At 62.3% G+C, this 21,080-nt stretch carries 16 protein-coding genes; 8 read left to right on the top strand and 8 right to left on the bottom strand.

Features of this window, described 5'->3' with window-relative positions:
• Positions 1-53 precede the first annotated feature (53 nt).
• Positions 54-2,690 (bottom strand): LuxR C-terminal-related transcriptional regulator, encoded by a 2,637-nt coding sequence (locus KHO31_RS28375; protein ID WP_236071506.1) that lies wholly within the window; start codon positions 2,688-2,690, stop codon positions 54-56.
• 546 nt (positions 2,691-3,236) lie between these two features.
• Here KHO31_RS28375 and dinB point away from each other — a divergent pair.
• Positions 3,237-4,403, top strand: coding sequence for a DNA polymerase IV (gene dinB, locus KHO31_RS28370; RefSeq protein WP_201080855.1), 1,167 nt, complete (start codon positions 3,237-3,239; stop codon positions 4,401-4,403).
• Here the strand turns inward: dinB and KHO31_RS28365 are convergent.
• From KHO31_RS28365 to KHO31_RS28340, 6 genes are all read right to left on the bottom strand, one after another.
• On the bottom strand, positions 4,400-5,824 hold the full coding sequence (locus KHO31_RS28365) for a heavy metal sensor histidine kinase (protein ID WP_201080847.1): 1,425 nt from the start codon (positions 5,822-5,824) through the stop codon (positions 4,400-4,402). The two genes, dinB and KHO31_RS28365, sit on opposite strands and share 4 nt — an antisense overlap.
• Complete coding sequence (locus KHO31_RS28360) at positions 5,821-6,507, bottom strand: heavy metal response regulator transcription factor (protein ID WP_201080845.1); 687 nt, start codon at positions 6,505-6,507, stop codon at positions 5,821-5,823. The genes KHO31_RS28365 and KHO31_RS28360 overlap by 4 nt, the downstream gene beginning before the upstream one ends.
• A 79-nt stretch (positions 6,508-6,586) precedes the next feature.
• The gene (locus KHO31_RS28355; protein WP_211624623.1) at positions 6,587-8,113 is read right to left on the bottom strand and encodes an efflux transporter outer membrane subunit; all 1,527 of its coding nucleotides are present in this window, start codon (positions 8,111-8,113) and stop codon (positions 6,587-6,589) included.
• Complete coding sequence (locus KHO31_RS28350) at positions 8,113-9,336, bottom strand: efflux RND transporter periplasmic adaptor subunit (RefSeq protein ID WP_201085991.1); 1,224 nt, start codon at positions 9,334-9,336, stop codon at positions 8,113-8,115. Before KHO31_RS28350 ends, KHO31_RS28355 begins: the two co-directional genes overlap by 1 nt.
• Before the next feature lie 35 nt (positions 9,337-9,371).
• Positions 9,372-12,602 carry an efflux RND transporter permease subunit gene (locus KHO31_RS28345; RefSeq protein WP_211621170.1) on the bottom strand — a complete coding sequence of 1,077 codons (3,231 nt, stop codon included), beginning with the start codon at positions 12,600-12,602 and terminating at the stop codon, positions 9,372-9,374.
• 408 nt (positions 12,603-13,010) lie between these two features.
• Positions 13,011-13,973, bottom strand: coding sequence for a 2-hydroxyacid dehydrogenase (locus KHO31_RS28340; protein ID WP_211624619.1), 963 nt, complete (start codon positions 13,971-13,973; stop codon positions 13,011-13,013).
• A gap of 311 nt (positions 13,974-14,284) precedes the next feature.
• Between KHO31_RS28340 and KHO31_RS28335 the strand changes: the two genes are divergently transcribed.
• From KHO31_RS28335 to KHO31_RS28320, 4 genes are all read left to right on the top strand, one after another.
• Positions 14,285-15,043, top strand: coding sequence for an SDR family oxidoreductase (locus KHO31_RS28335; protein WP_211624617.1), 759 nt, complete (start codon positions 14,285-14,287; stop codon positions 15,041-15,043).
• A 54-nt stretch (positions 15,044-15,097) separates the two neighbouring features.
• The gene (locus tag KHO31_RS28330; RefSeq protein WP_201080835.1) at positions 15,098-16,414 is read left to right on the top strand and encodes an MFS transporter; all 1,317 of its coding nucleotides are present in this window, start codon (positions 15,098-15,100) and stop codon (positions 16,412-16,414) included.
• A 26-nt stretch (positions 16,415-16,440) separates the two neighbouring features.
• On the top strand, positions 16,441-16,830 hold the full coding sequence (locus KHO31_RS28325; RefSeq protein WP_201139518.1) for a VOC family protein: 390 nt from the start codon (positions 16,441-16,443) through the stop codon (positions 16,828-16,830).
• 107 nt (positions 16,831-16,937) lie between these two features.
• Positions 16,938-18,182 carry a citrate synthase gene (locus KHO31_RS28320; protein ID WP_201139517.1) on the top strand — a complete coding sequence of 415 codons (1,245 nt, stop codon included), beginning with the start codon at positions 16,938-16,940 and terminating at the stop codon, positions 18,180-18,182.
• Between the two features lie 111 nt (positions 18,183-18,293).
• Here the strand turns inward: KHO31_RS28320 and KHO31_RS28315 are convergent, their stop codons facing one another.
• Positions 18,294-18,728, bottom strand: coding sequence for a VOC family protein (locus KHO31_RS28315; RefSeq protein WP_201139516.1), 435 nt, complete (start codon positions 18,726-18,728; stop codon positions 18,294-18,296).
• A gap of 167 nt (positions 18,729-18,895) precedes the next feature.
• Here KHO31_RS28315 and KHO31_RS28310 point away from each other — a divergent pair, with 167 nt between their 5' ends.
• From KHO31_RS28310 to KHO31_RS28300, 3 genes are all read left to right on the top strand, one after another.
• Positions 18,896-19,771 (top strand): LysR family transcriptional regulator, encoded by an 876-nt coding sequence (locus KHO31_RS28310; RefSeq protein ID WP_211624614.1) that lies wholly within the window; start codon positions 18,896-18,898, stop codon positions 19,769-19,771.
• A gap of 229 nt (positions 19,772-20,000) precedes the next feature.
• Positions 20,001-20,639 (top strand): LysE family translocator, encoded by a 639-nt coding sequence (locus KHO31_RS28305; RefSeq protein WP_201085996.1) that lies wholly within the window; start codon positions 20,001-20,003, stop codon positions 20,637-20,639.
• Positions 20,640-20,708: 69 nt separating this feature from the next.
• Positions 20,709-21,068 carry a hypothetical protein gene (locus KHO31_RS28300; protein ID WP_201085997.1) on the top strand — a complete coding sequence of 120 codons (360 nt, stop codon included), beginning with the start codon at positions 20,709-20,711 and terminating at the stop codon, positions 21,066-21,068.
• Positions 21,069-21,080 lie beyond the last annotated feature (12 nt).

The following is a 21,080-nucleotide window of genomic DNA, read 5'->3' as shown; positions in this document are numbered from 1 at the left end:
GCAGCCAGCTGACTGCGAGCGCGGCCATCTGCTGCTGCGAGTGAAAAGCGCGGCTATCCCGCGTTCAGGTCGCGCATCTTTGCGACAGCGCCATCGCGCCCGGACACGTCCAGCTTTCTGTAGATATTTTTCAAGTGCCACTTCACGGTGTCGAGCGATACATCCATGACACGCGCAATCTTCTTGTTGGGCAGCGCGAGCGCAAGCAGATTTAACACTTCGTTTTCACGCTCGCTGAGCAAGCCGAGCGCCCCATCCGTACCGGCCATTTTGGGCTCGACAGGAGCACGCGCCTGCCCAGCCTCCATCAGACGCTGGGCATAGAAAGCCAGGACGGGGTCAAAGGCTTCTTCCGCCAGCAAAGCGCCTAGCATCTCCCGCAGATGGTCTGACACATCCAGCAGGCTGCGCATCAGGCCGAGCCGATGGCCAAGACGCAACGCTTCGACGAGATGCTCGCGGGCCGCTTTATTGTTGCGCCGGCCCTTCTCTGCAATCGACATCTGCAAGCGCAGGCTTGCTACGCGGCACCACCGCCCGCCTGCTTCGGATAGCGCGCTGAGCGGGGTGAGGTGGACCATCGCGCCGTCGAAGTCGTTCAGGTGCAGGCACATGCCGATACGCGCAAGATCGGCACAGACGCTGATTTCCCATGCCGTGCTGCGCACGGCACCCGAGTAGCGCGCTGCAAGCGCTTCGCAGCGCAACAGGGCAGCGTCCGCGTCGTCGACTCTGCCCTCTTCCAGCAGCCAGCGCGAACGCAGACAGAGCGCATTGGCCAGCAGCCGATCCACGCGATGACGCTTCGCGTAGTCTTCAAGGCGCTCGAGGCACTCGTGCGCCTCGAGCCAACGCCCAGCGAGCCGATGCGCGCTGGCGAGCACCAGCATCGCCCGCAGCACGGTGTCCGGAATCGACACGCGCTCGAGCACGTCGATGCGTTTTTCCAATAGCAGGAGCGCGGCCTCGACATCGTTCAACTCATACAGCGCCTCACCAAGCAGCGCGGCAGCCATGCAGGCGATGCCAACATAGGCTGCGCCCTGCTTTTCAGCCTCTGCCAGCACGTCGCAAAAGACCCGTTCGGCGAGCAGCACCTGGCCTTCGGCGGCATGCGTCATGCCTCCCATGCAACGCCCCAGCAGGATGCCGCGCGGCGCCCCGTCATGTGGCGCGCTCTCCTCCAGCACTTTGCGGGCGTGTTCGTATTCACCGCGATGGATAAACATCCACGAGAGGATATTGCCGCGTCCTGCGAAGGTGAAATCGTCGGTATCAGGCGGAACACGTTGCAGTTCCGGCAGCAGGGCCGCGACTGAATCGGTATCGTCGCGCTGCAACGCGAGTCCGCCGCGCAGCAATGCGAGTGCATAGCGCTGACGCGAGCCACGCCGCTCGCTGCGGGATTCTATTTGTTGAATGCTCTGAAGGAGCGCGTCGGTTTCACCTGCATACATCTGCAGATAGGCCAGCACGATGTGCAGATCGAAACGCGCTGCGACCTGTTCCGGCGGTAACCGGCGTATCAGGCCCGCAAGCTGCCGGAGCTCGCCGCGAGCGAGCAGATTGTGCGCATAACCCTCCACCATGTTCGCGGCGGCCTGCGCGTCGTCGGCCAGGACGGCGTGATGGACGGCTTCGTCTACGTAACCCTGCGCATCGAACCAGTGCCACGCCGCTGCGTGCAATTCACGCTGTTCCGTCGCAAGCAGCCCGGCGATTCGGCGCAGCAGGACTTCGCGCAAGAGGGGATGCAGGCGATACCATGTTTCGCGGTCCTTTTCCCCGCCGATCTGCGTAATGAACAGGTTGTCTGCGTCAAGGCGGCTGAGTCTGGCGGCAATCTCACCAATGGCTCCTGAGTGTCCCAGCAGTCTCGCGCACAGCGGCGCACAAAAACGACTGCATAGCGCCGCGCGCGTGAGCAAAAGCAGATCGTCGCTCGCGAGGCGCACCAGCACCTCGCGCTCGAAGTAGCTGGCGAAAGCTTCGGCGTCACGCACCGTCATCGGCGCAAATGCCGCGCCTCGCTTTGCCTTGAGGTCGATCGCGAACAGTTGCAAGCCGGCAGCCCAGCCATCGGTCAGTTCGTGCAGCGCCTGGGCGTCGCGTTTCTCGATTTGACCCAGCTGCTCGCACAAGAAGCGCTCGGACTCCTCTGGCGAAAACCGCAGATCCCGAAGATCGATCTCGGCGGTAAGACCTTGTGAGCGCAGACGCGCCAGCGAAAGCGGCAGGGCTCGACGCGAAGCCAGCACCACGTGAAGTTGCGGGGGAGCGTAGTCGAGAAGCCACCGTAGCGCCTCGAAAATCCGTGGATCTTCGAGATATTGAATGTCGTCGAGCATCAACATCAGGTCGCGCCTGCGGCTGGCGATGCCGCGCACGAGTGTGATCACCCAGTGTTCCACAGCGGAATCGTCTCCGTTGCGTCCCGCGAGAAGCTCGGCCTCGCTTGTAATGGATGCGTCGACGGTAGCAAGGCTCGCCAGCAGACCGCTAAAGAACGAAGTCAAGTCGTTGTCTTCGGGCCCCAGTGACAGCCACGCGACATCAAAGTCCAGCGTCAGCATCGCCTGCCGCCAGGCCAGCATGGCACTGGTCTTGCCGCTTCCGGCCGGCCCCTGGATCACCACACAACGCTGGCGCCTCGCTTCGATCAACCGCGCCATCAAGGCCGTGCGAGACATCAGCTGACGTGTCCCACGCGGCGGGACCAACTTTGTGCCGGTAACATGCTCGACCGCGCGCCTGGGGTAAATACTGGATTCTGCGCGGTGTTCGCCGGAATGGGACATGCTGAAAAGCCTGGAGAACGCATGAGCCCGGTGAGCGGGGCACGTCGTAAGGATGGGACAGTTCGTCTGGATTGTAAGTTGGAGCACGACGTTCCGGCTCATTTTCCAGCTTACCCACCTGATACGGGGGGGCGCGTGACTTTGCCCCCTCACCACGCAAATCTTCCGCAACGTCGTAGCTAGCGTTAAGTCTGCGTCAGACAGGAAAGCACGATGTACGCGGGGCTGAACCGTTCACAAGGCTCCCATCACCGTCACGCTTGAGATCGGCTCCTTGCCCCCGCGGAGCAAGGTACTATTACGGCTTGGCGTCCGGCGTGCAGAGCATCGTTACTCACGCGTCCTGACGCCCGATGCAGCAAGTCATAAGACCGGGCAACGGCCGCGCGCATCGCCTGTTATGCTCGCTGCCCGCACCGTCACCCGTTTCCGCCATCCATGAGTTCTGCAAGCCGCCGTATCGCGCACCTGGACATGGACGCGTTCTACGCGTCCGTGGAGCTCTTGCGCTATCCGGAACTGCGCGGCAAGGCGGTGGTGATCGGCGGCGGCCGCAATGGCGTGCCGCAAACGCTTGAAGACGGCAGCCGCCGCTTTGCGAAGTTGCGCGATTACGCGGGCCGCGGCGTCGTGACTACTTCCACCTACGAGGCCCGCGCGCTCGGCGTGTTCTCCGCGATGGGCATGATGAAAGCCGCCGTGCTCGCGCCGGATGCGATTCTGCTGCCTACGGATTTCGAGTCGTACCGCCACTACTCGCGCCTGTTCAAAGCGGCGGTCGCCACCTTCACGGACCGGATCGAAGACCGCGGCATCGACGAAATCTATATCGACCTCACCGAGTTGCCCGGCGAGCCGCGCGAGATCGCAGCGCGCATCAAGCAGGCCGTCAATCAGGCGACCGGTCTCACCTGCTCCATTTGCGTAGCGCCGAACAAGCTACTGGCGAAAATCGGCTCCGAACTCGACAAACCCGACGGTCTCACGATTCTGACGCCCGCGGATGTGCCCTTGCGCGTCTGGCCGTTGCCGGTGCGCAAGGTCAACGGGATCGGCCCGAAGGCCGCGGAAAAGCTCACGGCGCTTGGCCTCGCCACGGTCGGTGATCTGGCGGCGGCTGACGCGGGGCTGTTGCAGGACCACTTCGGGCGCAGCTACTCGGCGTGGCTCGTGCAAGTCGCGCAAGGCTATGACGAGCGACCGGTGGTGGTCGAATCGGAGCCCAAGTCGATGAGCCGCGAGACGACCTTCGAACGCGATCTGCATCCGCGTCACGATCGCCCGGCTCTGTCCAGTTCGTTTACCGGCCTGTGCGTGCGGGTCGCGGAAGACCTCGTGCGCAAAGGATATGTGGGCCGTACCGTGGGCATCAAGCTGCGCTACGACGACTTCCGCACGGTCACGCGCGACCTGACGCTCGACGAGCCGACCGCCGACGCCACCGAGATCCGGCGCGCCGCAACCGAATGCCTGAGGCGGGTGGAATTGAACCGCAAGTTGCGGCTGCTAGGAGTACGCGTGAGCGCATTGACGCCGGCCAACGCGCAACCGGTGAAGCAGCGCGTACCGGTTCAGGCCGACTTGCCTTTTACCAGCGACGATTAACCCGCTGCTTCCACCGGGACACCGGTCTTCGTGCGTGCCGCCGGCAAGCCGGTGTCCGCACTCGACGCCGCAATCGAAAACACAAACGTATTGATCCCGTTCGCGCTTTCCGCCGACACCGTGCCGCGATGCATCTCCGCAGTGGCCTTCACGATCGCCAGACCCAGCCCGTGGTTTTCCCGGCTATTGGTACGAGACGCTTCCGCGCGATAGAACCGGTCGAACAGGTGTTCGAGCACGGCCGGTTCGATCGGCTCGCCGGGGTTGGCCACTGACACGCGCAACTGATCATCTTCACGCGCAATCGTCACGCTGATCTCCGCGCCCGGCGCGCAGTGCTGGATCGCGTTCATCAGCAGATTCGTGCAGGCACGGCCGAATAGCGAGCGGTTCACACGCGCCGTCGCATCGCCGCGCAACTGTGCATGCACGCGCGCTTCTTCCAGCGGAATCTCGAGAAACTCCAGCGTATGCGCGACTTCCGCGGCCAGCGAGACTTCGACGAGGCCGGTCGCGCGCTCGCCCTGATCGGCGCGGGCGAGGAACAGCATGTCGTTGATGATCGCGCGCATGCGCTCGAACTCTTCGAGATTCGATTGCAGCGTATGGCGCAAATCGTCGACCGAGCGATTGCGCGTCAACGCCACTTCGGTCTGACCGATCAGAATCGTCACTGGCGTACGCAGTTCGTGAGCCACGTCCGCGTTGAACGACTCGAGGCGGCCGTATGCGCCGTCCAGACGTTCGAGCGCGCCATTGAACGAATTGGCCAGATCGTTTAATTCGAGCGGCAGCGAGGCCGTGCTCAACCGCTGTGAGCGGTTATTCGGGCTCACCGCGGAGGCGTCTCGGGTCAGGCGCGTCAACGGTGCCAGACCGAGCCGCGTTACCGAGTAACTCAGCAGCAGCACGGCGAGACTACCCAACGCGGACAGTGCGGCGAGCGCCGAGCCGAACACACGCATCGTGCGGATGTTCGGCGAACAGCTGGCGGCAACCTGCAATTGCACGGGTGGGCGGGCGCCGTAAGCCGGTATCGTCACCGAGATGGTCAGCATGTCCGGGCCGCCGCCGAGCGGCGAAACCCTCGAGTACCCGCCCTGCCAGTTCGATACCACCGGCCCTTCGATGGGCTTGCCATAGTGAAAATACGGATCGGCGCTCGATACCGCATACACCGTGCTGCCGTCGTGCGGCATCATGTCGGTGAGCTTTTCGCGGGCCATGCGCCACTTCTCCGGCGTCACCGCGTGATAGACGATGATGCGCGCGATCTCGGTGCGATCGTCGAGCGATTCGCGCAGATGGTGTTCGAGTTGCGTGCGCAACACCAGAAACAGCCCGGTGCCGACCAGCGTGAACACGAACAGCGCCACAAGCGCGAACATCAGCGCGAGGCGGCGGGCGATCGAGCGGTTCATGATTGTTCAGCCTCCTCACGCACTTCGAGCACATAACCCATGCCGCGCACGGTATGCAGCAGCTTGGAGGGAAACGGGCCGTCGAGCTTGGCGCGCAGTCGTTTGATTGCGGTTTCGACCACGTTCGTATGACTGTCGAAGTTGACGTCCCACACGAGTTCGGTAATAGCGGTCTTCGAGAGGATGTCGCCCTGGCGGCGGGCCAGTACGCTCAGCAACTGGAACTCCTTGGCGGTCAGGTCGAGGCGCAACCCGTCTCGGGTGGCGCGCCGGCCGATCAGATCGACGAACAGATCGCCCACCGAAATCAGCGTCGACTCCTGCGAACGCGTACGGCGCGCGAGAGCATGCAGGCGCTCGACCAGTTCGAGGAAGGAAAAGGGTTTGGTGAGGTAGTCGTCGGCGCCTTCGCGCAAGCCCCGCACGCGGTCGTTCACGTGATCGCGGGCGGTCAGCATGATGACCGGCGTCGACTTGCGCATGCGCAGCGCCTTCAGCACGCTAAAGCCGTCGCGTTTGGGCAGCATGACATCGAGGACGATCACGTCGTAATCGAATTCGGTAGCCAGATGCATGCCTTCCTCGCCGTCGAGCGCGACGTCGACGACCCAGCCCTGCTCTGTCAAACCGGAGCGCAGGTAGTCCACCACCTTATGCTCGTCTTCAACAATCAGCAATTTCATGCACGTCCCCTTGTCTCTGCATTATACGAAACGCCTCGTTTTCCTCTTTCCTGCCTGGCCGTGTCATTTTTCGGGCGGCTCACTTCGCGGGAGCCATCGCCTCCTTCGTGTCCGCCGTGTTGCCAGGCGGCTGGGCGCCCGATACGTCCGTGCCGGCATTCCAGCCGCCGCCCAGCGCCTTAACTAGCGAAACCGACAGCGTCATCTGCTGGCCGTGAATCTGCACGTCCTGACGCTCGCTGGTCAGCAGCGACTGCTGCGCCGTGATGACGTCGAGGTAGGCGACCAGGCCACCCGAATAACGGTCGTTGGCGAGCGCCAGCAGATGCTGCGCATCGGTCACCGCCTCGCTCGACTGCTTCGCCGCACCGTCCAGCACCGAGAGGCCCGTGATGCCATCCTGGACCTGCTGGAACGCAATGAGCACGGTTTGCCGGTAGTTCGCCTCGGTGGCCTTGTAGCCTTCGCTCGCGAATTGCACGTTCGCCGCACGGCGGCCGCCGTCGAACAGCACCTGGCCGACCGTCGCGCCGAGTGTCCACATTAGCGTAGGCGCGCTCAGCAAACTGGCGAACTGCGTGCTTTCCCAGCCGATGCCCGGCGTCAGCGTCAGGCTCGGGAAGAACGCTGCCTTGGCGACGCCGATCTGCGCGTTCGCCGCAGCCATTGCGCGCTCCGCCGATGCAATATCCGGGCGGCGTTGCAAGACGTCGCTTGGAAGCCCAAGCGGAATCGCCGGCACCCGCACGTCGAGTACTTTCGGTTCGATCGCGAACTGCGGCGCGGGCACGCCCGCCAATGCGGCAATTGCATGTTCGAACTGCGCGCGCTGATTCAGCAGCAGTTGCGCCTGCACACGCGTCGAATCGAGCAGCGACTTTTGCTGCAGCACGTCGAGCCCCGACACCGAGCCGAGATCGTGCTCGGCCGTGACGTAGTCGAGCGCCTTTTGCTGCAATTTCACCGATTGATTCAGCACGTCGATCTCGGCGTCGAGTTCACGCAGCGAGAAATAGTCGGTGGCGAGATCGGTGGTGAGGACTAGCCGTGCGTTGGCGAGGTCGTCGGCCGATTGTTGCGCGGAGGCCGCAGCACCTTCCACCTCACGACGTATCCGGCCGAATAGATCGGTGTCGTAGTTGATCGTCGGGCCGAGTTGCAGATTGTTCTGCACCGTCGACATGGTCGGTGTGGCGTAATTCGTCAGCGGGCGGTTCTGCGAAATCCTGAAGCGCGACCCGGATGCGCTCAGATCGACTTCAGGAATCTGCTGCGCACGGGTGTTCGCGAGCGTGGCCTTGGCCTGCTCATAGTGCGCGCTCGCCGCGACCAATGTCTGATTCTGCGCGAGCGCCTGCGTTTCCAGCGTGGCGAGCGTCGGATCGCCAAACGCACTCCACCACTCCGGTGCGATCGGCGCGTGCGAAGGGACCGCGACGCGCCAGTACGAATCGGTTTGCCAGGCCGGCGGCACCTCGGCTTGCGGCCGCTGGTAGTCCGGGCCGACTGTGCACGCGGCCAGCAACGCGGCGCTCGCGGTGGCCGCGAGCGCTGTGAATGTCGTTCGTGTCGTTCGTGCCCGATCAGCGGCCGCCTGCTTCGCGATCACGACGCCCCCTTGCCGCTTGTCTGAGGCGGCGCGATCTGAACGTGATCGCCGTCCGCGATCGAATCGCTCGGGTTGACGATGACCTTGTCGTTCGCCTCGATTCCGCTTTCGATTTCGAGCGACTGCCCCAGGTCCTGCGCGATCACGACCTTGTGCAACGCCACATTGCCCTTCGCATCGACCACCGCGAGCCGCGGACCTTCGGCGCGAAACAGCAAGGCATTGCCCGGCACCATTAATTTCGCATGCGCGACAGCCGGCACGGCCACCTGAACATACGCACCCGGTCGCAGCGTGTCGTCAGGATTCGGCAAGGTCACTTCGATTTGCAGCGAGCGGGTCGGCACGTCGATCGCGCCGGAGATGTGCGTGATCGTGCCGTGGAACTGCTGCCCCGGCAATTCGGCCTGCGTAACCACGACCTTCTGTCCGACCGACACGTTCTGCGCATACGCCTGCGGCAGTTGCACATAGACGCGCAGCGGATCCGACTGCGCCAGCGCGAACAGCGCGCGACTCGTACCGCTGCCTGCGTCGATCAGGTCGCCGACATCGACATTGCGCTGCGTGACCACACCCGCAAACGGCGCGACGATCCGTTTGAAGGATTCAAGTTGCTGCAGGCGCTTCACGTTGGCATCGGCGGCGGCGAGGTTGGCAAGGTCCTGCGTGTAGGTGCTCTGCCGCTCGTCGAGTTCCTGCTGCGAGACCGCATCGCGTTGACGCAGTTGCTGCCAGCGGTCCAGCGAGCTTTTGGCGAGGCCGAGGCTCGAACTGGTTTGCTGACGCTGCGCCAATGCCTGCGCGAGTTCCTGATCGATTTCCGGCGTATCCAGATCGGCGAGCAGTTGCCCCTGCTTCACGCGCGCGCCGATATCGGCGTACCAGTGCAGCAGATAACCGGTGGAGCGCGCGTAGATCGGCGATTCGACATTGCCGCGCAACGTGCCCGGCAACAAGGTGCTGCCGCCACCGTCGGTTTGCGTCGGGCTCACCACGGTCACATACTGCGTGGCGTTCTGCTTCGTCGATTCAGCGACCGAGCGGTTTTGCAGAACATTCGCGATCACCGTGCGCAAGGCGCCCAGGGCGAGCAGCGCCAGCACGATCCAGACGGCGATTTTGGCGCGCTTCCATTCGCGATTGCGCGGCGGCAAAACGTGGCCGCCTTCGGTCTCGCGCGCGGGAATCGCCAGCGATGCATGAGTTTTTTCGGTCATCTCAGTCAGCTATCTCAGTCAGCCGTCAATTAAGGTTACGCGGGCTTGCCTGCGCCGCCGTGGTCCGGCGCGGGGCCGTCGTTGCCGTGGCCGTGGCCACCCGTCGTGTCTGTGTCGTCATCGTCGCGGTGGCGCCGCGCGAGGCGCGTATGAATGGCCGCGAACACCAGCGGCACGAAAAACAGCGTGGACACGGTGGCGAACAGCAATCCACCGATCACCGCGCGGCCAAGCGGCGCGTTCTGCTCGGCGCCCTCGCCGAGACCCAGCGCCATCGGAATCATGCCGATGATCATCGCGAACGCGGTCATCAGCACTGGCCTGATCCGGCTTGCACCGGCTTCGAGCGCGGCGGTGAGCGGCGGTGCACCGGCGGAGAGCCGCTGGCGCGCGAACGACACCATCAAAATACTATTGGCAGTGGCGACACCCATCGTCATGATCGCGCCGGTCAAGGCGGGCACACTTAAATGCGTGCCGGTCAGGAACAGCATCCAGACGATGCCTGCCAGTGCCGCGGGCAAGGCGCTGATGATGATCAGCGGATCGACCCATGACTGGAAATTCACCACGATCAGCAGATACACCAGCACGATCGCCATCGCTACGCCAAGGCCCAGACCGAAGAACGAACTGCGCATGGTCTGAACCTGGCCGCGCACTGTGATCTGACTGCCGCGCGGCAGCGAGGCCCGCACGTTATCGACGAGCTTGTCGACCTGATTCGCCACGCTGCCCAGGTCGCGCTTCTCGACGCTCACGTACAGATCGATCACCGGCCTGATGTTGTAGTGTGTGACTTCCGCGAACTGAGTCTGCGGCGAGACCCGTACCAGGTTGCCGAGCAGTTGCGTCGGCCCGTTGGCGGAACCGGAGACCGGTGTGCGCAACAGTTCATCGATCGACGACACCTGATACTGCGGAGTTTGCACCGCGACGCTGTATTCCACACCGTTTTTATTGTTGAACCAGAAACCCGGCGAGGTCTGCGAACTGCCCGACAAGGAAATGAGCACGTTCTGCGCCACGTTGCTCGCGCTCAGATTGAGTTGCTGCAGGCGGGTGCGATCCATCTGAAGATTGATCGCCGGTTCGTCCAGTTTCTGCTGGATGTGGGTGTCGACGGTGCCGGGAATCATCCGCACCTGTTTCAGCAGCTTGCGTGCTATGTCGAAGTTGCCCTGCTGATCCGCACCGGCAATCTGCACGTCGATTGCGGCGGGCAGGCCGAAGTTGAGAATCTGCGTAACGATGTCGGCCGGCTGAAAGAAGAACTCGACGCCCGGAAAGCGCTGCGGCAAGATCGTGCGCAGTTTGTCCATGTAGCGTTGCGTCGGCTTGTGGCCCTCGTTCAAAGCCACCTGAATTTCGCCGTCGAGCGTGCCGATCGTGCCCGCGTTGCTATACGAGAGGTTGATACCGCTGTAGGGCAAGCCGAGGTTATCGAGGATCGTGCTGAGTTCAGCCGGCGGCACGACCTCGCGAATCACCTTCTCGACTTCGTCCGCGAGACGCGCGGTTTCCTCGATGCGTGTGCCGGTCGGCGCACGCATGTGCAGACGAATGTCGCCTGCGTCGACGCTCGGGAAGAAGTCTTCGCCGAGCACGAAAACAAGACTCATCGAGACGACGCAGAAACCGAGAAACACGCTGCCGAACCTGCCGCGGCGCACCAGCACGCTGCTGAGAATCACGATGTAAGCGCCCCGCATGCGCTCGAAACCGCTATCGAAGCGCAGATAGATGCGCCGGAACAGACTCGGGCTGGCGCCGGCCTTGGGCTTGTGCGCGTGCCCCATCAGCAGCATCGCCAGCGTCGGCACGAGCGTACGCGACAGGATGTACGAGGCGAGCATTGCGAACACCACCGCTTCGGCAAGCGGCACGAACAGATAACGCGCGACACCGGTCAGGAAGAACATCGGCACGAACACGATACAGATGCACAGCGTCGAGACGAGTGCCGGTATCGCGATTTCGCCGGCGCCGTCGAGAATCGCATCGTGCAGATTCGTGCCCATATGCAGGTGCCGTTCGATATTCTCGATCGTCACCGTCGCATCGTCGACCAGAATCCCGACCGCCAGCGCAAGGCCGCCCAGCGTCATGATGTTGATGGTTTGCCCGAGGGCGTGCAGTGCGATCAGCGAGGACAGGATCGACAGCGGGATCGAGATCGCGATGATGCAGGTGCTGCGCCAATTACCGAGGAACAGCAGAATCATCGCAGCGGTCAATGCGGCGGCCACCACCGCTTCGCGCACCACGCCCTGCACGGCCGCTTTCACAAACACCGACTGGTCGAACAAGGCCGTGATCTTCAGGTCCTGCGGCAACGCGGCACGCACGTTCGGCAGCAGGGCATGCAACGTATTGACGATCGAGAGTGTCGACGCACTGCCGTTCTTCAGCACCGATATCAACACACCGCGGTGTCCGTCCTGCCGCACGATATTGGTCTGCGGCGAGAAGCCGTCACGCACGTGGGCAACTTCACGCAGATACGTCGTCGCACCGTTGAGCGTGCGCACCGGAATATCGTTGAGCCCCTCCACCGTAGCGGGCGAGCCGTTCATATTGATCGTGTATTCCTTGGGCCCGATCTTGGCCGTGCCGGTCGGCAGAATCAGGTTTTGCGCATTGAACGCGCTGACCACGTCCGAAGGCGTCAGGCCCTTTGCGAGCAAGGCGCGCGTGTCGAGGTCGACCGAGATCAGCCGCGATTTGCCGCCGTACGGATACGGCACGGCGGCGCCTGGAATCGTCACCAGTTGCGGTCGCAGAAAGTTCAGCGCGGTGTCGTTGAGCGCCTGCTCGGAGAGCTTCGGGCTGGACAAGCCGAGCTGGATCACCGGGATGCTGGAGGCCGAATAACTAATCACCAAAGGCGGTGTGGCGCCTGGCGGCATCTGTTTGAGCTGCGCCTGTTCGACCGCAACCGTCTGCGCGATCGCGGTCTGAATGTTCGCGTTTGGTTGCAGGAATATCTTGAGAATCGTGATGCCCTGCAGCGACTGCGATTCTATGTGCTCGATGTCGTTGACCGTGGTGGTCAGACTGCGCTCGTTGACGGACGTGATGCGGTTGGCCATGTCTTCGGCCGACAAGCCCGTGTAATTCCAGATGATGCTGACCACCGGAATATTGATTTCCGGCAGCACGTCGACCGGCGTGGTCAACAGCACGAATGGCGTCGCCAGCAAGATCAGAATGGCCATCACGATGAACGTGTATGGCCGCTTAAGCGCAACGTTGACGATCCACATGAAACGCGCCCGAGAGAGTACCGATAAGGAATTGAATCACCGTAGCTGGAAGGCCGCGCTGCTTTAGCATTGACATGCCGAAGCCGGCAAACATGAATACATGTTGCCGGGGACTATGCCCGTGCCTCTCCCGGTGAAACAGGACCTATGCTAGATCGGTAGCACCAACGCCTGCATGGCGCGAAAATGGCGAATTTGTCAGGAAGGCTAATGTAAGAATTGGCAACGCCTCAAACAACATCGCGTTGTGAGAATGCAAACGTTTGATGAGGTGAAGATGGACGATTTTAAGGGGGCGATTAAAGGCATGTCTTGCCGAACCCATGCGAGACATGCCTTTAGAATTTATTGCGCCATGCTAATACCTTACGCGCAGATTTGCTTCGTCCAGGTACCTTGCGTCGAACCTCAGACCGGATTCAAGGCGGGCCGGCTATCCAGCACGGCGGCGACATTATCCAGCGCCGTAAACCCCATCTGGTCGCGGGTCTCGATCGTGGCGCTGGCCATATGGGGCGTCAGGAACACGTTGTCGAGTTCTGCGAAGCGCTTGTCGACGTTGGGCTCGTTCTGGTACACGTCCAGCCCCGCGCTGAACAGATGTCCCGAAGTCAGGGCTTCGTAGAGCGCGTCTTCGTCCACCAGGCCGCCACGCGCCGCGTTGACAAAAACCGCGCCCTTGGGCAACAGTCCAAACTCGTTTGTCGACATCAGCGGGACGCCCCCTCCCGGCACGTGCAGCGTGAGCACCTGGCAATGCGGCAGCATTTCTTCGAGGCTGGGGTAAAACGTCGCGCCATTCTCCAGCGACGGATCCGCACGGCGGATGTCCGTGTAGATCACGCGCATACCGAAACCCTGCGCACGCTTCGCGACCGCCCGGCCGATACGGCCGAATCCGACGATACCGAGCGTCTTGCCATTCACTCGCGTGCCCAGCATCCCGGTCATGCCGAACGATTTCCCCCATCCGTTTCGCATGATTCGTTCGTACTCCGACGCGCGACGGCAGGCCGCCAGCACGAGCAGCATGCAGAAATCAGCCGTGCATTCGGTCAATGCATCGGGCGCGTTCGTGACGACGATTCCCCTTTCGCGGGCGGCGGCCACGTCCATGTGATCGATGCCCGCGCTCGCGTTCGCAATGATCTTGACGGTCGAAGGCAGCGCGGCAATGTGCTCCGCCTGCAAACCGGATTTCTTCCCGATCAGGACGGCCGGCACCTCGTGCTTCGTGCAAAAGTCGACGACAGACCACGAGTCCATATCGGACTCGGTCACGAAGGCATGGAATTCGGCCTCAGCGCGATTCGCCACGGCTGTGGGAACCTTTCGCGCAATCAACAGGCTGGTGCGATTATCTTCCGACATGATTTTTCCTTTGGTAGACAGATGTCGAGAGACTACGAAACCGCAGATCGGAGCGTCAATGTTGATTGGATGAATCAACTCCTCGTTCGTGATTCACCCCTTATTGTTCGCGGCGCCTGCGCATTGCGATTCGTTTGCGTCTACGCCTGCCTTCCGCTTCGCTGCCGGCAACACGCGCATCAGGAAAACCCTGGTGCGGTCCCCATCGGCAAGGCCCTCAGATGTTGATTCAATGAATCAAGATTGCTCACCACGTCGCGCGAATGCAACTCTCTTTCCCATGTTCAATTGAATCGTTGAGAGGAAGTCAAATGCCTGCATCGAAGAAGTTCGCAGCCGTTACGGGCGCCGGCTCCGGCATCGGCCGTAGCGCCGCCCTTGCGCTCGCCCATGCTGGATTCGCCGTCGCGCTGATCGGCCGCAGAGCCGAACCGCTGCTGGAAACGAAGGAGGCAATCGGCATTGCCGGCGGAGAGGCGCATGTATTCCAGGCCAACGTTGCCGACGCTGCATCGGTCGAGCACGCGTTTTCGCAGATCGCCGATACATTCGGCCGGCTCGACGTGCTCTTCAACAACGCGGGCCGCAACGCGGGGGCTGTTCCCCTGGAAGACTACGAGGTCGATTTCTGGAACGATGTTGTGGCCACCAATCTGACCGGCGTCTTTCTGTGCGCTCGGGCCGCTTATCGCCTGATGAAAGCACAGTCGCCTCAAGGGGGACGAATCATCAACAACGGATCGATCTCGGCCCACTCGCCGAGGCCGCATACCATCGCCTACACGGCAACGAAACATGCCGTCACCGGCATCACCAAATCGATCGCGCTGGATGGACGCGCATTCAACATCGCCTGCAGCCAGATCGATATTGGCAACGCGGCAACATCACTCACGGAACGTATGAACCGCGGCGTACTTCAAGCGGATGGAAGCATGGCGCCAGAAGCAAGAATGGATGTGACGCACGTGGCGAATGCGGTCGTGCACATGGCCAGTCTTCCGCTCGAAGCCAATGTCCTCAACATGACCATCATGGCGACCACCATGCCGTTTGTCGGCCGTGGATAAATCACCCTTGCGCCAACTATAAAAAGACAACTGGCGAATGTTCTGGAGACACCGATGAAAGCCGTAGAGGAACACACATTGCCGGGCCGAAACCCGGCTTACGCGGATACCACGAAACGCTCCAGGGTGCGGTACGTCGTGCTCTCGATGCTGCTCGCGGCAACCATCCTCAATTACGTGGACCGGTCGGCGCTGGGTATCGTTGCGCCGGGCCTCTCGAAAGGCCTTGCGCTCAACAGGATGGAGATGGGCGAACTGTTTGCCGGATTCGGCCTAGCCTATTCCATTGCTCTAGTGCCCGGCGGCATACTGACCGACGTTCTCGGCTCGCGCCTCGCCTATGGGCTGTCCCTCCTCGGCTGGTCATTCGCCACGTTGACGCAGGGTTTCGCGACCGGCTATCACATGTTGCTCGGCTCGCGGCTCGCAATCGGCGCAATGGAGGCGCCGGCCTTTCCTTCGAACGCGCGTGCCGTGACGTTGTGGTTTCCCGCCCGGGAGCGCGGTTTCGCGACCAGCGTCTATGTCATGGGGCAATACATCGGGACGCCCTTGTTCACCGGCTTGCTGTTGTGGATCTCCGCCGCGTACGGTTGGCGTACGGTCTTTTACGTGACGGGCGGCTTCGGCATACTGTTCAGTTTTCTCTGGTACCGGGTTTACCGTGATCCACATCAGCACGCGGGCGTGAATGCCGCCGAACTGCAATACATCAATGAAGGCGGTACGGTGGCGCGCAAGCCCCGTGAGAAGTTCGATTGGCGCATGGCACTCAAGCTGCTCAGCTACCGGCAGATTCTCGCCATCTGCATCGGCAAGTTCTGCAACAACACCTTGCTGGTCTTCTTCACCACCTGGTTCATGACCTATCTGATCGAAGCGCGTCACATGTCGATGATCAAGGTCGGGATCTTCCAGGCACTCCCTTTTATCGGCGCGACGGTCGGCATTCTCCTTGCCGGCTTTCTCTCAGACTTTTTCATCCGACGCGGCGTGTCGATTTCCACTGCACGCAAGGCACCGCTCATTATTGGCACGCTGCTCGGCGCGTCTATCGTACTCGTCAATTTCGTCGAGTCGAACGAGGGGGTGATCGCCATCCTGACGATCGCGTTCTTCGCGCAGGGCGTCGGATCGATGTCGTGGGCCGCCGTCTCCGAAATCGCGCCTCGGCAGTACGTGGGACTGACCAGCAGCATCACTAGCCTAGCGGCCAACATCGCGGCCGTCACCACCCCGCTCATGATCGGCTACATCACCCACCACACCGGTCACTTCTACTGGGCGCTCAACCTGATGGGCGCGATATGCCTGCTCGGCGCACTCTCGTACTCCGTGCTGCTGGGGAAGCTTTCCCGCATCGAACTGTGACGCTTTCAACTATCTGGTGAAATCGAATGATTGAATTCAAGTGGGATCATCTGCAACTGTGCTCGGCGGATGCCGAAGCCACCGCCGCATGGTTTGCGCGCTGCCTGAACGCGGAGATCGTGCGCCGCCCGGGGCGAGTGGATTTGCGCATCGGCAGCATCAACCTTTTCATCACGGCGCTGACGGGCGCCCAAACCGGCCGCCCTGATAGCCAGCAAAAGCAGGGCATCGATCATTTCGGCGTGGTCGTGGACGATCTCGACGCCGCGTTCGAGCATCTGTTGCGCTGCGACGCGGAAATCGTCGAGCCGGTCAAGCAGGTTCGCCCCGGCGTCAGAGCCTGCTTCGTGCGATCGCCGGGCGATATTCTCGTGGAAGTCCTGGAGCGGCGCCCCGCCGAGATGACTTTTACCTGAAAAAACGTCACTATTGACGCTGGATCGGGCGCGCTCGTATGCAAGGCGCGATCCGGATCGCACTTGCCCCGCTACCCCGGCCGCCGCATCACCTTGCCTGCCATCCCATGCGAAACTGGATCACTCTGACGGAAGCGGCTCGACAACTCGGAGTGCAGGCGCAGACTGTCTACGCGTACGTAAGTCGAGGCAACATCGCTGTCATGCCGGATCCGCATGACCCGCGCAAAAGCCTCTATCGTGCGGAGGATGTCGCTGGTCTGTGCCGTAAAAAACAGGTGGGACGCAAGCGCGAAGCGCTCGCCGCCGGGACGATATTCGGTGCGGAGCCCTGCATTTACAGCGACATCACCACCTTCTCGAAAGGCCGGCCGTATTACCGGGGACGGGATAGCATCCGGCTTTCGGACACGGCCACGCTTGAGGAGGTGGCAGCCATTCTCTGGAATGCGCGCGCGCCCGTTTCCTTCGAAACCGGTGACCTGCCGCTACAGGGCGACGAGCGAGGCAGGCAATGCGCGTTCACTTCGCTGGCGGCGCTCGCGGCCAACGGGCACTCGACCCACGGACGCACGGACAGCGCACTGCATGTCGAGGCTGGCCGGCTCGTGGCGCTCATCGCGCAAGCGTTTGGCGCGCAGTGTGACGCGAAGGCACAACCGACGCATGAACGGCTCGCGCTCGGCTGGGGCCAGGACCGCGATGGCGCCGAACTGATCCGCCGTGCCATGGTCCTCGTGGCCGACCACGAGATTACGAGTTCGGCGTTCGCCGCGAGGATTACCGCCTCCACCGGCGCGTCGCTGCCGGGATGCCTGCTCACGGGACTCGCGACTTTCTCCGGCCCGCTGCATGGCGATGCGTCGGGCCGCGTGCGGGCCGTGTTTGACGACGTCGGAAGACTCGGTGCGGAGTACGTCGTCGCCCATCACTTGCAGTCGGCCATTCCCATCCCGGGATTCGGACATCATCTGTATCCGGACGGCGATCCGCGGGCAGGCGCATTGCTCGACGTGCTGAATCCACCTCAAGAACTCATGTCGTTCATCGACAAGGTGGTTGAACTGACCGGGCTCAAGCCGAATATCGACGTTGCGCTTGCTGCCCTGGCGGCGCAATTGGCGTTGCCACGCGACGCATCGTTCGCGTTGTTTGCAACGGCCCGAAGCGTGGGTCTGCTCGCGCATTGCATCGAGCAGCTTCGGGTGGGCAAGGTCATACGGCCACGAAGCCGCTATACCGGACTCGCGCTGGAAGACGCCAGCCCCGCGTTGCCCGCGCAAGGCGGCGAGACGACGCTCGATCCCGCTACGCTCGACAAGAATCGGGTGTTCAAGGTGGTTGAGCGCTGAGAAGGCGTCACCCGATGAGCCCGCGAACTGCGGTCAGGGCGACGCACACGCTAACCGTGATCACGCTGCTCCTGACGCCCGGTCGGGGTTGCTCGCCACCGCGTGACGCTATTACTTCGCAAACAACGACGACATATCCGCAAACGCCTTGAATTCCAGCGCGTTACCCGACGGATCGAGGAAGAACATCGTCGCCTGTTCGCCGACCTCCCCCTTGAAGCGCACGTGCGGTTCGATGATGAAGTCGATGCCGGCCTTTTGCAGCTTGTCCGCGGCGGCCTGCCATTGTTGCATCGAGAGCACCGCACCGAAGTGGCGCACCGGCACCGCATCGCCGTCGACCTTGCTCGTCTGACGGTGGCCGATTTCCTCGGGCGAGAGGTGCGCGACGATCTGATGGCCGTAAAAGTTGAAGTCGACCCAGTCCGGGGAACTGCGCCCTTCCGGACAGCCGAGCAACTCGCCATAGAACTCGCGTGCGGCGGCGAGGCTATGCACAGGAAACGCCAGATGGAACGGCGGCAAAACGGTTTCGGCAACGCTCATGATGGGAAAACTCGCAGAAAGGAATGTGGGCTCGTGTATCGGTCAATAGAACGGTCAATGAAGCGGCCCGGAAAGGCGCACGCGTAAGGCAAATTTTAACCATGACTAAAAATGGTGAAAAACGATATATATTTGATCTGACCACCACCAAAATCGATCAATCGACAATGCTCAGCGAACTCAAAACCTTTCTCGCCGTCAGCCAGTACGGCACGTTTTCCGGCGCGGGCGCGCGCATCGGCCTGACCCAATCCGCTGTGAGCGCGCAGATGCAGCGGCTCGAAACGGAACTCGGTTTCGCGCTGTTCGACCGCACCGGCCGTTCCGCGACGCTCAACGACGCCGGCCGCGAAACGCTCGCGCTCGCCGAAGAAATGATGACGCTTTACGCACGGCTCTCGGAACGCGGCACGGGCGCGGCCGAAAGCGGCATGCTGCGGGTCGGCGCGATCGCATCCGCGCAGGTGTCGTTTCTCGCCGACGCGCTGGCGCGCTTTCGCGACGACCGTCCCGGCTGGCGGATTCGCGTCGTGCCCGGCGTGTCGCTGGGTTTGCTCGGGCAGGTGGACTCGGGCGAACTCGATCTCGCGGTCATCATCAAACCGCCGTTCGCGCTGCCGTCTGAACTCGAATGGCGCACGCTCGTCACTGAACCGTTCGTGCTGCTGGTGCCCAAGGCGCTTGCGCGTGGCAAACCGTCCTGGCGCGAACTGCTCAGGAGCGAACCGTTCATCCGCTACGACCGCGGGTCGTTCGGCGGCAGGCTGGTCGACCGATTTCTACGGCGCGCGCGGCTGAACGTGCACGACGTGATCGAACTGGACGAGTTGCAGGGCATCGCGCAACTGGTTGCGCGCGGCATCGGCGTGGCGCTGATTCCGAATACAGCGGGACTCGGCAGGTGGCCCGCCAACGTCACCGCACTCGAACTCGGCGACGCGACGTTTCACCGTGAAATCGGACTCGTGCAGCGTCCGCGGCATAGCCGGCAGGCAGTAGCGGGGGCACTGGCTGACTGCATCGGCACTGCGGCGGGAGCCTGAGTTGCCCGGTCAGGCTGAATTACCTGAGTCTGCTGCATTACTTGGGTTATTACCTGGGTTATGACCTGGGTTAGCCGGCAAACGCACGATTGTGCCGTTGCACAGGCCGTCAACTGTATCTGTGAGATTGGCACGCGGGCGAGCAGAATTGTTGCTCGCGCATCGATCCGCGCTCTCCGCCTGTGCCGCAACGAGCGGCACCGTTTGCCTGCCGCCGAGGTACAAGCTCATGACCGCCAGTTCCTTCCTCACCGCCGATGTCCTGATCGCCTACAGCGCCTATTTCGTCGGCACGGCGAGTCCGGGGCCGAGCAATCTCGCGATCATGTCGCTTGCCATGAGCGCCGGCAGGAAATCCGCGCTGACCTTCGCCCTCGGCGTGGTGTCCGGTTCATTCTTCTGGGCGTTGCTAGCGTCGCTCGGTTTGTCGGCGGTACTTGCCACTTACTCGGAATGTCTGGTGGCGATCAAGATTGCCGGCGGACTTTATCTGCTGTGGCTCGGCTTCAAATCCGCGCGCTCGGCATTCAGCGCGGAAAAGCTGCCCACGCATACCGCGCGCGAAGGCGAACCGCTCAAACGGCTCTATCTGCGCGGCCTGCTGCTGCACCTCACCAATCCGAAAGCGATTCTGGTGTGGCTCTCGATCGTTTCGCTGGCTATGTCGCCGGCAGGCGGCACGTCGCACACCGCGCCGGTGGTGCTCGGTTGCATGGTGATCGGCGTATCCGTGTTCAGCAGCTACGCCGTGCTGTTTTCAACTGCGTCCGCACGGCGCATCTACGTCGCGATCCGTCGCTGGCTGGATGGGTCGCTCGCGATCATGTTCGGCATTGCCGGTATCAAGCTGCTGACTTCGAAAAGCTAGCCGCGCCTTCGAGACGCGCCCGCTCTGCGATACTGTCACCCTGATGACTTGAGCGGACACGCGAACACGATGAGCGGTGGCAACAACCTGAATCCGGCAGCAAAGCGCTCGCCATTGCAAAAGCGGCTTTATCTGGCGGGCACCGCCGTGCTGCTCGCCGGTCTGATCGCCGCGGCGATCATCTATGCCATGGCTCCGGCGCCAGACAGCGCCGTCGCCATGTACAGCATCACCGACCCGCGCTATCAGATCGAATTGCAGCAAATCGGCGGCAATGCGGCGGTACTGATGGCGCAGCTTCATCAGTGGTTCGACGGTCTTTGGCACGGTACCGCGCTCGCTTATACAGTGGCCGTACTCGGCGCCCTGCTGGCCGGCGCATGTTTTTTTATCGGCTACTTCTTTGCAGACGAAGAGCCGCAAACCTGAAGCAATCCACCG

The sequence above is a fragment of the Paraburkholderia domus genome (genome assembly GCF_905220705.1).
Classification (GTDB): domain Bacteria; phylum Pseudomonadota; class Gammaproteobacteria; order Burkholderiales; family Burkholderiaceae; genus Paraburkholderia; species Paraburkholderia domus.
The sequence above is the reverse complement of the archived record's forward strand: the minus strand, read 5'-3'. Positions and strand labels throughout refer to the sequence as shown.